Here is a 13,103-nt window from a genome sequence, read left to right as displayed (position 1 = left end):
GGCGCATCACCGGTAGCGGTTGTTACCATCGCGCGGTGAGCCGAGTATCCAGGCGTGACGTGCTGAAATACGCGGCCGGGGCACCACTGGTCCTGGCTGGTCTGGTCACCGGGCCGCCCGCCGCGGCGGCCGGTATCGCCGGAATGACCGTCTTCCTCGACCCGGGCCACAATGCTGTCGCCGACGCGTCGATCAACCGGCAAGTCCCCAACGGTCGAAATGGCACCAAGCCGTGCAACACCTCGGGCACCGCCGCCGGCGACGGTTATCCCGAACACGCCTTCACCTGGGACGTCACCACCATGGTCGCGGCCAACCTGAACGGGATGGGCGTCAATACCCCGCTCTCCCGCGGTGACGACGCCTCCGCCGGTCCCTGCATCGACGACCGCGCCGCCCGCGCCAACGCCGCGCACCCCGACGCGATCGTCAGCATCCACGCCGACGGCGGCCCCGCGTCCGGGCACGGCTTTCACGTCAACTACTCGGCACCCCCGCTGCAGCCGTCCCAGGAAGGCCCGTCGATTCAGCTCGCCAACGCGATGCGCAGCGCCCTGCTCGCCGCCGGCTTCTCCCCGTCCAACTACATCGGCTCCGACGGCTTGTACGGGCGGGCCGACCTCGCCGGCCTGAACTTCGCCGAATACCCGGCCGTGCTGGTCGAACTCGGCAACATGAAGAACGCCGACGACGTCGCCACCATGGAAAGCGCCGACGGGCGCGCCAGGTACGCCGCCGCGGTCACCCAAGGGATAGTCGCTTATCTCCAAGCCAAAGCGCGGTAGCCGTCGTGCGATCGTGGTGGTCGCCGCGCTGGTCGCGGCCGCCGCGGTCGTGACCGTCACCGCCGTCTACACCTACCGGACCGCGCCGTCTCCGACTCCGACTCCCGCTCCGGCTCCGGCGACGGCGACGATGCCGCCCGGCTCGTCGGCACCACCAAGGCCGTCGCCCCCGCAAGCGGTCGATCTGGCCGCGGAATTCGTCGAGATGGCCCGCACGCTGAACGCCACCATGGGCCTGGCGGTCACCCCGGTCGGCGCCGCGCAGCCGGTGACCACATTCGGCGACTGGCACTCGGGCCCGGCCTGGTCGACCATCAAGGTGCCGCTGGTGATCGCCGCCTACCGGCAACAGGGCAGAGTCACCGAGCAGATGAGAGCCGCCATCGTCGCATCCGACAACGCCGCCGCCGAAGCGCTCTGGGAGCACCTGGGCGATCCGGGCGCCGCGGCGCTGAAAGTCGAGCAGGTCCTGCGGGAGACCGGCGATCCGACGACCGTTGAATCCCGAAGGCTGCGAAAGGAATTCACGGCGTTCGGGCAGACGATCTGGTCGCTGTCCGATCAGGTGCGATTCACCGCCAACGCCTTCTGCAACCGGGCCAACGCACCCGTATTCGCGTTGATGGGCGAAATCGAGCCGCAGCAGAGCTGGGGAATCGGCACCATGCCCGGGGCGCAGTTCAAGGGTGGCTGGGGTCCGTCGCCGGCCGGCAAATACCTGGTGCGCCAGCTCGGAATCGTCGGCAACTCCACCGGCAAGGTCGCGGTCGCAATCGCCGCAGAGCCGGCGTCGGGAACGTTCGAGGACGGCAGGCATGCCCTCGACGCCGCCGCCACGTGGCTGACCAGCCACCTCGACCAGCTGCCCGCCGGCCAATGCCAGGAGAGCGGTTAAGAAATCCGGGGCGCCGTGCCGCATAATCCCTACGGGAGGCGATAACGGTGTCAGCGGCAGATCAGCGTGTAGGCACGACCTTCGGCAAATACACGATCACCGGCGTGCTCGGCAAGGGCGGCATGGGGGAGGTCTACGAGGCGTACGACAACCAGATCGGCAGGACCGTCGCCCTGAAGATCATCAAGAGTCAGTACGCCAACGACCGCAAATACCGCACCCGCTTCGAGCGGGAGTCGCACTCCGCGGCGACATTGCAGGAACCGCACGTCATCCCCATCCACGGCTTCGGTGAGATCGACGGCTCGCTCTTCATCGACATGCGCCTGGTTCGCGGCAAAGATCTGGAGAGCCTGTTGGCGAAGGGTCCGCTCGAACCGGCGCGGGCCGTGATGATCGTCAACCAGATCGCCGCCGCCCTCGACGCCGCGCACGCCGACGGCCTCGTTCACCGCGACGTCAAACCGCAGAACATCCTCGTCACCCCGGCCGATTTCGCCTACCTGGTCGACTTCGGGATTGCCGAGTCGGTAGGTGAGAACACCCGACTGACCGCTACCGATATGCGTATCGGTTCGTGGGCGTACATGGCGCCCGAACGCTTCGCCAGCTCCGACATCACACCCGCGGCCGACGTCTACTCGCTGGCTTGCGTCTTGTACGAAGCACTGACCGGCCAGTTGCCATTTCCGGGTTTGACGCAGGGCGGTCTGGTCGCGGCCCATCTGTCGTCGCCGCCGCCGCGGCCGAGCCTGACGAATCCGAGGGTGCCGCCGGCACTCGACGACGTGATCGCCCGCGGCATGGCCAAGGAACCCGACGACCGTTACGGGAGCGCCGGGGCACTGGGCCGCGGCGCCGAGCGGGCGCTGCACGCGGGCGCGCGCACCGCTACCGGCCCGATCGAACAACCGACGACACAGGCCGCGACCCGGCCGCCCGCGCCGCCGCCACAGCAGTTGCCGTACCAACCACAACCGCAGTATCAGCAGGTCCACCCGCAAGCGTTTCGGTCGTCGGAGCCGCAACCGATGGTTGCGAGCCGAACGCCGGAGCGCGACGCGCGGGGCTGGGTGGTTCCCGCCGTCATCGGGGGCTGCGTGGTGTTGGTTCTCGGCGCGCTCGGCATGATCATCGGACTGCTGGCCCAACGGGATTCGCCGCGGGCCCCGGCCGCGTCGTCGGCGGCGACGGTTCCGCCGACGATTCCGCCGTACACGGGGGACCCAACATCGTCGAGTCCGCCGCAGCCCAGCCCGTCACGCCCCGCCAATGTCGCGCCGCCGCTGGTGACCGGCCCGGACCAGAGTGCCAATCGACAGACCTGCGACCAGGGTGTGCAGCTGAACGGGTCCCGCGGCGGGCGGGGTTCGCCGCAGACGTCGTGCTATTTCGCCGAGTCAGTGCTGCAGGCGTATTTGTCCGCCTACGGCAATCTCACCAACGCGCCGCGAACGGTTTCGGCGCGCGGAGCCGTTTCCTGCTCGACGGTCCCGGGCGCGGAATGCGATGGGGGGAACTTCGTGATGCACTGCGTCGGTGACGGTCCGAACCCCTGGATCAGGTGCGCCGGCGGCAAGGAGGCGGTGGTCTACCTCTGGTAGCTCCTGCGATGTTGCGGGGGTATAGGGGCGCGTCGCCTTAAAACCGCCGCGAGTGCAAACCTGCACGACACCGACCTGCGGGGTATCGCTAGGTGAACCATCCCGGAGGGAGTACGGAATGAATGCACCCGTGACATCCACGATCGATGCGCTGGAACTGGACGAACAACTCAATTCGGCACACCCGCCGCGCGTGGTCGACGTGCGGACCCCGGCGGAGTTCGAGACCGCCCACATCGCCGGGTCTTACAACGTGCCGCTCGACATATTGCGTCAACACCACGGCGAGATCATCCGACACCTCCCCGAAGATGTTGTGCTGGTCTGCAAGTCGGGTCAACGCGCATCCCAGGCCAATGACCTGCTGAGCAAGGCAGGGGTGAGTTCCGGCCGGGTCCTCGACAAGGGTTTCACCGGTTGGGAAAACCGGGATCTCGACGTCGAGCGCGGCACCGAACGGTGGGACCTCGAGCGCCAGGTGCGGCTCGTGGCGGGATCCGTCGTGCTGTCCTCGGTGGTCGGCAGTGTGGTCGTGCCGCAACTCAAGTGGTTGGCCGCCGCGATCGGAGGCGGACTGACCTACGCCGCCCTCTCCAACACCTGCGGGATGGCCGCTGCGCTGTCCAAATTGCCGTACAACCGAGGCGCGAACTCCGACGTCGACACGATCGTGGCTCAGCTCAGGGACAACGGCTGATCGCGATCCGGCACCGCGGTCAATGAGCGACCTTTCGTCTCCGGCAGCAGGTAGGTGCAGACCAGGCTGATGACGACCAGGGCCGCCAGCATCAGCCCGATCGCCCAGACTCCGTAGCCGCTCAGCAGTGGTCCGGCGATCAGCGGTGGCACCGCGCCACCCAGAATGCCGGCGATGTTCAGCGCCAGTCCGGCACCGGTGTAGCGGTACTCGGTGGCGAACAGCTCTGGCACGAAAGAGGTCATCGGCGCGTAGGCCGAACCGGCAATCGCGTACGTCCCTACGATCGCCGCCGCGAACAGCACGGGATTCCGGCTGTCCACCAACGGAATCAACGCGAAAGTCCACGGCAACCCCACCGCCCACCCGCACAGGACGACCGGCCGCCGTCCCACCCGGTCACTCATGGCGGCCGACAACGGCACAACCGCGATCCAGGCCAGGCCGCCCAGCACCCCGGCGAACAGGATCACACTGCGGGACAAGCCGATATTGCTGTGCGCGTAGGTCATCAGGTAGCTGCCGGCCATGAAGACGAACGCGAAGACGGCCACGAAACTGCCCGACGAGAGCGCGACGACCCCGGACTGCCTGCCCAGCACCTCGCGCAACGGAGCCCGATTGACCGCTCGCGCTTGCTGTTCGGTGAACACCGGGGTCTCGGCGACGTTGATCCGGACGTACAGCGCCACCGCGATCAGCAGCCCGCTGAGCAGGAACGGCACCCGCCAGCCCCAACTCGTGAACGCCGAACTCGTCTCTCCGATAGTGAGATTCACCGCCAGGAACGTCAGGCTGGTCAACAACATGGCGACCCCGGCGCCCAGCGCGGTGAACATGCCGTAGCGGCCGCGCAGGTCAGCCGGCGCGTACTCGGCGGCCAACAATGCCGAACCCGCCCATTCGCCGCCGGCGGCGAACCCTTGCAACAGTCGCAACGTCAACACGATCACTGGTGCGGCGAGACCGATCGACGCGGCGCTCGGCGTCAGCCCCACCGCGACGGTGGCCACGCCCATGATCAGCATCGTGGCGACCAGCGTGGCTTTGCGGCCGAGCCGGTCCCCGAAGTGCCCGAACACCGCACCACCCAACGGCCTGGACACGAACGCGGCCGCGAACGCGCTCATCGAGGCAACGGTTGCCATCGCGGGGCTCAGCTCCGGAAAGAACACCGTCGGGAACGTCAATGCCGCCGCGGCGCCGTAGATGTAGAAGTCGTAGAACTCGACCGTCGTGCCCACCATGCACGCCAGCGCAATGCGTTTGGGGTAGCGGGCCACGGAGGGTCAGCGTATTCGGCCAGGGGGTGCCGTGTCCTCTGCTACGTTCGGCTCAGATGTTTCGCCGCAAACTGTCCGAAGCGCAGCACGTCATGCAACCTGCCGTGCGGCTGCGCGACCAGGCAGAGGCGCTGGCCGGGCTGGTGAGCCGGGGCGAGAGCGTTCTCGACGTCGGCTGCGGTACCGGCCACCTCTCGGCGTATCTGCGCGACATGTACGGGGCGGTGCCCACCGGCATCGACGTCAAGGATTCCCGGGTGGCCGACGTCGCGTTCGTCGAATTCGACGGGACCTCGATTCCGTTCGGCGACAACTCATTTGACATCGTCGTCCTCAGCGAGGTACTGCACCACAGCCACGACCCCGTCGGCTTGGCCGCCGAATGCCGACGGGTCGCGCGCCGCCGCATCATCGTGTTCGAGGACATGCCCGACGGTCCGCTCGGCAAGATCGCCCTGTACGCCCACGTGCACGCGTTTGCGCGATTTCACCGCTACCCGTTCGCCCCGGCCGGGTTCGACGAATACCGTAAGGCGCTGGCCTGGCTTCGGACGACCGCGATCAGCGTCGCCCGCATCCCGCAGCCGCCCGAATGGTTGACCGTGTACCCGCGGGTCTTGTTCGTCTACGAACTGACGCCCTGATCGCCGCGGATCGTTTCGACGGCGCAGGCCGGCATCACCGGCGGTCGGGTCAGGACCACGCGACCGGCAAGCTCTTGATGCCGTGAATGAACTGCGACAGCAGCCGCGCCGGTTCCTCGATGGCGACGATGTCGGGTATCTCGCGTCGCAGTTCGTCGAATACCACCCGGATCTCGCGGCGCGCCAGGTTCGCGCCCAGGCAGAAGTGCGCGCCGCCGCCGCCGAAGCCGACGTGCGGATTGGGGTGGCGAGCCACATCGAACGTCCACGGGTCGGCGAACTTGGACTCGTCCCGGTTGGCCGAGCAGTACCACAGCGAAACCTTGTCGCCCGCAGCCATTTTGGTGCCGCTGAGCTCGAAGTCGCGGGTCAGCGTGCGGCGCATGTAGATCACCGGCGAGGCCCAGCGCACGATCTCCTCTACCGCGGTATGTTCCAGTCCCTCGTAGTCCGCCCACCACTTCTCCCGCTGCTCGGGGTAGCGGGACAGCGCCAGCACGCCGTGACTGATCGCGTTGCGGGTCGTCTCGTTGCCGGCCACCACCAACAGGATGAAGAACATCGCGATCTCCGACGACGACAGCCGCTCGCCGCTCACCTCGGCTTCGACCAGCGCGGTGGTCAGGTCGTCGTGGTGGTTGACCCGGCGATCTTCAGCCAGAGCGGCGGCGTAGGCGCCGATGTCCATCGACACCTGGATGAACTCTTCGTAGTCGGTGGTCAGGTCGGGGTCGCCGAAGCCGAGAATCACGTTGGTCCAATGGAATATCCGTTGGTGGTCTGCCTCGGGGATGCCCATCATGTCGCAGATGATCTGCAACGGCAGCGGCCCGGCGAGTTCGCTGACCAGGTCGGCTTGCCCGTCGGGATGGTCGGCGATCATCGAGGTCACCAACTGGTGCGCGCGGTCGCGGACGGAGGCCTCGATGCGGGCAACGACCTTCGGGGTGAACGCCCGGCTGACGATCGAACGCAACCGTTGATGACGCGGGTCGTCCATCACGATCATCGATCCGAAATACTCGGCCAACTCCGGTGTCTGATCGTTGATGGTGATGCTGGGACTCGAGCTGAACACCTCCGGGTGTCGACTGGCGAAGAAGATATCGTCCAGCCTGGTCAACGCCCAGTGCCCGTTGCCGGCATCGAAACCGTCCATTTCGACCGCGGGCCAGAACGAGATCGGCGCCTCGCGTCGCAGCGTGGCGAAGGCGCCGTCGCGGTAGTCGTCGTCGCGGGCCCAGAAATCCAGTGAACCCAGCGCGATCTCGGAAATCGGAATCTCGGGCGGTCGCGTCCCGTTCACCCGCGGAACCAGGTTGCCGTGCGACGCCGAGCCCGGCCTGACTTTGAGGTCCATGCGATCCTCCTTGGCCCCCTTCGCCGTTGAAGGGGTCACACTCGCGAGCCTAGACCTCCGGGCCGATCCGGTGCGCCCGCTTTCCTCAGCCCGTCAGTGCGAACAGATCGCCCGCCCGGGCGTCCCGGTGGAATGCGCATCGTTGACCACATTGCCGTCGACCATGATCTTGCAGGCGATCGTGCCCTGACCCTGGGCGCTGAGCACGAAGACCTGCCCACCGAAAGCCTGGAATTCTGTCGACCACGGCAGCGCGACGTTCACCGCGCGCTGCTGACCGCTTCGGGACTGCCAGGAAATGTATTCGGCGACGCCCGGTCCGCTGACCTCGTAGCGAATCTGCGGAAATTCGCCCGGCTTGGGGGTGGCGTTGGCGACTCCACAGGTGGCCGCGAATGCGGTACCGACGGCGAACACGATCGAAGCTGCACGACGACTGGTCATGGTTGTCCATGTTGTCATCACCGAGGGGTGAATACGAGACCCTTTGGACGCAGAACTTAGGGTGAATCCCGAGACGGGGTGACGTGGAGGTGCTGATGTCGAAGCAGAGCGCGAAACGGGTCGTCGTGTGGGGCACCGGTTTCGTGGGCCGGATGGTGATCCCGGAAATCGTCAAGCATCCGCTGTTCGAGTTGGTCGGCGTCGGGGTCAGCAACCCGGACAAGGTCGGTCGCGACGTCGGCGACATCTGCGGGTTGCCCGAATCGATCGGCGTCACCGCCACCGATGACGTCGACGCACTGATCGCGCTCGAGCCCGACGCGCTGGTGCACTACGGACCCACCGCGATGCACGCCAAGGACAACATCTCGTTGATCAGCCGATTCCTGCGGGCCGGCATCGACGTGTCCTCCACGGCGATGACGCCGTGGATCTGGCCGACCATGCCGCAGAACCCGCCGAACTGGATCGAACCGATCACGCATTCCTGTGAACTCGGAGAGTCGTCCTGCTTCACCACCGGCATCGATCCGGGATTCGCCAACGATCTGTTCCCGATGACCCTAATGGGGTTGTGTTCGGAGGTGCGCAAGGTGCGGGCCTCGGAGTTGCTGGACTACACCAACTACGAGGGTGACTACGAGCGGGAGATGGGCATCGGACGCGAACCCGAGTACAGCCCGATGCTGGAAAACAGCGACGTGCTGATCTTCGCGTGGGGTGCCACCGTGCCGATGATCGCCCACGCCGCCGGCATCATGCTCGACGAGATGACCACCACCTGGGACAAGTGGGTGACCCCCAACGACCGTGAATCCGCCAAGGGGGTGATCAAGGCCGGTCACGTCGCCGCCGTCCGGTTCACCATCAACGGGATCTACCAGGGGGAGACGCGCATCCAACTCGAGCACGTCAATCGCATCGGGTTGGACGCGGCGCCGGACTGGCCGACGGGCAACGACAACGACGTCTACCGCGTCGAGATCGAAGGCACCCCGAGCATCGTTCAGGAGACCGCGTTTCGGTTCACCGACGGCTCGGGCCGGGACGCGGCCGCGGCCGGCTGCCTGGCCACCGGATTGCGGGCCCTGAACGCCGTGCCCGCACTCAACGAACTCTCCCCGGGCTGGGTCACCGCCCTCGACCTGCCGCTGATACCGGGCGCGGGCACCATCCGCTAGCCGGCCCGGCCGCCGTACAGCTTGCGCATAGCCGACACAAAGATTGGCTATAGGCCTTACCGCAAAAGTTGAGGTTAGGTGAGAATGCAGAGCGTTCCACCGCACACGGGGATTGGACCAGATGGCAGACGGAATTAGGCTCGCGCTGGGTCTGTCGATCGGCGCCACCAACCTGGCCGCCGTGACGCCGGACCACGCCATCACCCGCAAACCCGTGCTCACCCTGTTCCGGCAGCGGGCACCCGAAGTCGGGGTGCCGTCGGAGAATCCGAGGCTGGATCAGCCCGGCCTGGTGATCAGCGACTTCGTGGATCGGGTCGGCGACCGGGTGGGGATCGTAGCTGCCGACGGATCGACGCACCGCAGCGAAGCCCTGGTGGCCGACGGGTTGCGCGCGCTGGCCTATGCCGCCACCGGTGGGCGCGCGTTGCCCGAGAACGTTGCGGTGACCTACCCGGCCCACTGGAGCGCCTCGGCGATCGACGCCTTGGGCGCCGCGTTGAGCAGGGTGTCGGAGTGGTCGCAGTCCGGCAAGCCGTTGACGTTGATTCCCGATGCCGCGGCGGCACTGTTCGCGGTCCGCGCCAATCCCGGTATACCGGCCCGCGGGATCGTCGCGGTGTGCGATCTCGGCGGCAGCGGCACCAGCATCACGCTGGTCGACGCCGGTGGCGACTATCAGCCGGTGGCCCCGACCTTGCGGCACCACGACCTGTCCGGGGACCTGATCGACCAGTCGCTGTTGACGTACGTGATGTCGGAGTTGCCCGCGACCGGTTCGTTCGATCCGGCCGCCACCTCGGCGATCGGTTCGCTGAGCCAGTTGCGGACCGAATGCCGCAACGCCAAGGAACGGCTCTCGTCCACCACGGTGACCACCCTCGCCCACAATGTTCCCGGGATGCGCGGCGAGGTCCGGTTGACCCGCAACGAACTCGAGGAAACCATTCGGGGCGCCCTCGATGGATTCGTCGATGCTGTCGGACAAACGTTGAGCCGCAACGGGATTCACATATCCAACTTGGTCGCGATCGCGACGGTCGGGGGCGGTGCCGCCATCCCGGCGGTGACCACGTCATTGTCCGGGCGGTTCGGGGTGCCGGTGATCACCACACCTCGCCCACACCTGACCGCCGCCATCGGCGGCGCGTTGCGGGCAGCGCGCGGTCCCGCAGACACCAGCGCGACGGTGTTGACCCCAGCCGCGTCCGCCGCCGCCGCCGCGCTGGCGGCCCGATCTCAGGACAGCCCCGTCGACGGCGGATCAGAACTGAACTCCGACGCGCCGGTCTCGTTGATGCAGCCGGCGCTGGCGTGGTCGGAAGCCGCCGACGACGAATCGCGGGTGATGCCGGTGGCCTCAGACGAGGCACGCGGTTCCAGGCTGACTTCCGCGCGACCGCAGATGGCGTTCGAGCAGGAAAGCAAGCCGCAGCCGGAAGCCAAGAAGTCGCCGATTCCCTGGTATCGGTTGCCTGCTGTGCTGATCGTCGGCGCAATCGTGGCGGTGCTGATCGTGGGGGCGGCGGTGACGATCGCGCTGAACTCTCATGACCAGCGCACCACCCCGCCGGCGAGCACAACGTCGGTCGCTCCGAGTTCGTCGGCGCCGCCGCCGTCTTCGCCGTCGCCTTCGCCGACGCCGTCTCCGTCGTCGGAGACCCCGACCCCGGAACCGGCACCGCAGACGGAGACACCGCAACCCCAACCGACGCGGCAACCGACTCGACAGGCTCCGCCACCGACTACCCAGGCGCCTCCCCAGACGACACAGCCGCCGGCTCCAACTCAGCCGCCGGCCACCACTCAGCCGCCGGCGCCGCCGACGCCGCCGACCACCCCTCCGGCGGCGCCGCAACTGCCGCAGTTACCGCAGATTCCCGGGTTACCGCAGATTCCCGGGCTGCCAGGAGCGCCGCAGGGCCCGGGCTAGTTGCTCCCCGGCGTTCCGTCGGGTTTCCAGTGTGGGTCCCTGGTTTCCAGGGTGAAATGTTGGCTTTGCGGGTGCAGCCTGGGCGGGTTTTTCGGCCGATTTTCCCACCGTGGGCGCACACCGAACGCCGCCTCTTCACAATGAAAGCCAAGGATTCACACCGAAGTGTGGAATGGAAAGTCCGCTAATGTGCGGTTGACCGACCAGCCCAAGTCAGGTGTTCGCGGCTTCTTTCTCTTCCTTGTCTTGCTTGTCTTTGGACTCTTCTGACTTGTCTTTGGACTCTTCTGACTTGTCCTTGGACTCATCGGACTCGTCTTTCGCCTCGTCTGACTTGTCTTTCGCCTCGTCCGAGTCGCCTTCGTCCTCATCGTCCTCGTCGAACTTGCCGTCTTCCTTCGCGACCTTGATGATCTCTTCGTTGAACTCTTTGTCGCGATCGATGTTTTCTTCGGCGGTTTTCTTGGCGTCCTCTAGCAACTCCTCGTCGGACTTGTCCGCGAGCTCCGCGGTCTGGTCGGCCTCGGCGCCCCGCTCGCTGGTGTCGTTCAGGTCCTTTTCCTTGCCGCCGTCGTCACCCTTCGAGTTTTCTTCCTTGCCGCCGCCGTCACCCTTCGCGTTTTCTTCCTTGCCGCCGCCGTCGCCCTTCGCGTTTTCGGTTTTGTCCGAATCATCCTTGGAGGCTTCGTCTTTCGCCGATGAGTCGTCGTCGTCGTCGGAGTCCGACTTGTCGCGTTCGGCTTCTGCCTTCTTGGCCGGGGAATCCTCGTCGTCGGCGTACTTGGGATTGCCGTCGTCGTCGAGCCATTCGTTGACGGCCGTGCCGGTGATGGTTCCGCCGGACCCGGGCAGCACCAGCGTCGGCTGGTACTTGTAGGCCTCCCGCATCTCGGCGGCCTTTTCCTTTGCTTCGTCATCGGGTTCGGGTGCGCCGGACGTGTCGACCCCGCCACCGTCGTCGTCGCTGTTCTTGCCGCTTTCGCCTTTTTCGTCAGACTTCTTTTCGTCCTTCGGCTCCTCAGCAGTGTCCACGCCGCCGCCGTCGGTGGTGTCCTCGCTGTCCTTGTCCGCCGAGTCGTCGTCGTGTGCGCTCATGCTGATGCCCCTTTGAGTTGCGTTTGCGACCGATGCTCTGGGGGGTTACCCACTACGGCGTCACACCAAAACGCGCCGTTACCGCGAACCGCGCTTGACCAGCACGATCGAGGCCAGCGGAATGCGCATCGGCTCGGGCGCACGGGTCAACTGCTCAGCGACGGCGGTCTCGAGTTGCGTGACGAATTCGCCGGCTCGCGGGTCGCCGGTGCCGCCGTCGAGGCCGGCCGTCAACGTCGGGAACAGGGCTGCCCGGGCGAACGCCGCCCACTGAGCGCCGAAAGCCTCTGCGTCGGAGTCGGTTCGGTACCGGGCCCAGAAGCGGTCCTCGGCGTTGAACATCTCGAGCTGGTCGATCCGCAGGCCCTCGAACCAACCCCGCGGCGCGAACGGAGCCCGAAAGTCCTTCTCGGTCCGGGCAACCACCGGAATCACCATGCGCCGTAGCTCCTCGGGTCGCAGCAGGTGGTCATCGGTCAACTCGTGCAGAGCCGTCATGAGAGCCTCGTTCAACGGGCGATAGCCGAATTCGCCGTCGTCGTCGAGGGCCATCGTGAGCACCACCAGTCGTCCGCCCGGACTCAGTTCGCGTCCCCGGAACGCCACGAAGTTGTTCCAGTCGACCGCGGACTGGTGCTCGAAGGCCTTGCGGGCGTCGACGTTCTTGCTGAAGGCGACCTGTACGTGGTCGTCGAATTCCGGGGCGCCTTCTGGGACCCGGCTCAGCCATTGGACCGCCCACGATGTCCAGCCGAGGTTGACCGCGCAGGTCGGCAGGATCTGGTCGTAGAAGGATCGGCCGATGGCGGAGGTGAAGCTGGCCGCGTCGTGGTGCAGATAGCTGTCCGGGTCTTCGGAGAGTGTCTGGAACAGGGCGGTGAAGTCGTTTTGCGGCACATCGGTGTGCGTCACCAGGATTGGGTGGTCGTGACGGGTGGTGCGGGCGCGCAACACCTTGATCGCGGCGCCCATCGGCTTCAGTGAGTTGTAGCCGGTGGCGGCACCGTAGTCGGCGACGACGATCGGCTGGGGAGGTCTGGGCAGCGGCACCTGGTGGGCGGCCTGCTCGAACAGCGCCACGGCCGGCAACAGCCCGGCCGCCTGCAGGCGCGACGATTGCGAGTACGTCGCGCTCTCCATCGGCTCTGGCCGCACGACGATGCTGGACTCAGGCAGTTCCAT

Annotated in this window: 12 protein-coding genes; 7 read left to right on the top strand and 5 right to left on the bottom strand. The window is 66.7% G+C overall.

What is annotated here, in order from left to right; genetic code table 11:
• Positions 1-35 precede the first annotated feature (35 nt).
• The 4 genes from AC5Y4D_RS12095 to AC5Y4D_RS12080 all read left to right on the top strand — a co-directional run bounded on the left by AC5Y4D_RS12095 (position 36) and on the right by AC5Y4D_RS12080 (position 3,981).
• On the top strand, positions 36-785 hold the full coding sequence (locus AC5Y4D_RS12095; RefSeq protein ID WP_499945355.1) for an Rv3717 family N-acetylmuramoyl-L-alanine amidase: 750 nt from the start codon (positions 36-38) through the stop codon (positions 783-785).
• Positions 786-798: 13 nt separating this feature from the next.
• On the top strand, positions 799-1,680 hold the full coding sequence (locus AC5Y4D_RS12090) for a hypothetical protein (protein WP_499945357.1): 882 nt from the start codon (positions 799-801) through the stop codon (positions 1,678-1,680).
• Positions 1,681-1,727: 47 nt separating this feature from the next.
• The gene (locus tag AC5Y4D_RS12085; protein ID WP_499945359.1) at positions 1,728-3,284 is read left to right on the top strand and encodes a serine/threonine-protein kinase; all 1,557 of its coding nucleotides are present in this window, start codon (positions 1,728-1,730) and stop codon (positions 3,282-3,284) included.
• Positions 3,285-3,402: 118 nt separating this feature from the next.
• Positions 3,403-3,981 carry a rhodanese-like domain-containing protein gene (locus AC5Y4D_RS12080; RefSeq protein WP_499945361.1) on the top strand — a complete coding sequence of 193 codons (579 nt, stop codon included), beginning with the start codon at positions 3,403-3,405 and terminating at the stop codon, positions 3,979-3,981.
• Here AC5Y4D_RS12080 and AC5Y4D_RS12075 read toward each other — a convergent pair.
• The gene (locus AC5Y4D_RS12075) at positions 3,960-5,228 is read right to left on the bottom strand and encodes an MFS transporter (RefSeq protein WP_499945418.1); all 1,269 of its coding nucleotides are present in this window, start codon (positions 5,226-5,228) and stop codon (positions 3,960-3,962) included. The two genes, AC5Y4D_RS12080 and AC5Y4D_RS12075, sit on opposite strands and share 22 nt — an antisense overlap.
• A 92-nt stretch (positions 5,229-5,320) precedes the next feature.
• Here AC5Y4D_RS12075 and AC5Y4D_RS12070 point away from each other — a divergent pair, with 92 nt between their 5' ends.
• Positions 5,321-5,908 carry a class I SAM-dependent methyltransferase gene (locus AC5Y4D_RS12070; RefSeq protein WP_499945363.1) on the top strand — a complete coding sequence of 196 codons (588 nt, stop codon included), beginning with the start codon at positions 5,321-5,323 and terminating at the stop codon, positions 5,906-5,908.
• A gap of 49 nt (positions 5,909-5,957) precedes the next feature.
• Here AC5Y4D_RS12070 and AC5Y4D_RS12065 read toward each other — a convergent pair whose 3' ends face one another.
• Together AC5Y4D_RS12065 and AC5Y4D_RS12060 are read right to left on the bottom strand one after the other, a co-directional pair.
• Positions 5,958-7,268: a cytochrome P450 gene (locus AC5Y4D_RS12065; RefSeq protein ID WP_499945365.1), complete on the bottom strand. Its 1,311-nt coding sequence runs from the start codon at positions 7,266-7,268 to the stop codon at positions 5,958-5,960.
• Positions 7,269-7,361: 93 nt separating this feature from the next.
• Positions 7,362-7,712, bottom strand: coding sequence for an MmpS family transport accessory protein (locus AC5Y4D_RS12060; RefSeq protein WP_499945367.1), 351 nt, complete (start codon positions 7,710-7,712; stop codon positions 7,362-7,364).
• 95 nt (positions 7,713-7,807) lie between these two features.
• Between AC5Y4D_RS12060 and AC5Y4D_RS12055 the strand changes: the two genes are divergently transcribed.
• Together AC5Y4D_RS12055 and AC5Y4D_RS12050 are read left to right on the top strand one after the other, a co-directional pair.
• Positions 7,808-8,893 carry an NAD(P)H-dependent amine dehydrogenase family protein gene (locus AC5Y4D_RS12055; protein WP_499945369.1) on the top strand — a complete coding sequence of 362 codons (1,086 nt, stop codon included), beginning with the start codon at positions 7,808-7,810 and terminating at the stop codon, positions 8,891-8,893.
• Between the two features lie 121 nt (positions 8,894-9,014).
• The gene (locus tag AC5Y4D_RS12050; RefSeq protein ID WP_499945371.1) at positions 9,015-10,826 is read left to right on the top strand and encodes an Hsp70 family protein; all 1,812 of its coding nucleotides are present in this window, start codon (positions 9,015-9,017) and stop codon (positions 10,824-10,826) included.
• Between the two features lie 213 nt (positions 10,827-11,039).
• On the opposite strand, the gene AC5Y4D_RS12045 is transcribed toward AC5Y4D_RS12050, so the two are convergent.
• Positions 11,040-11,921, bottom strand: coding sequence for a hypothetical protein (locus tag AC5Y4D_RS12045; RefSeq protein WP_499945373.1), 882 nt, complete (start codon positions 11,919-11,921; stop codon positions 11,040-11,042).
• 78 nt (positions 11,922-11,999) lie between these two features.
• Entirely contained in the window at positions 12,000-13,103 is a 1,104-nt protein-coding gene (locus AC5Y4D_RS12040) for a class I SAM-dependent methyltransferase (protein WP_499945375.1), read from the bottom strand.

The sequence above is a fragment of the Mycobacterium sp. NGS67 genome (genome assembly GCF_059812185.1).
The sequence above is the reverse complement of the archived record's forward strand: the minus strand, read 5'-3'. Positions and strand labels throughout refer to the sequence as shown.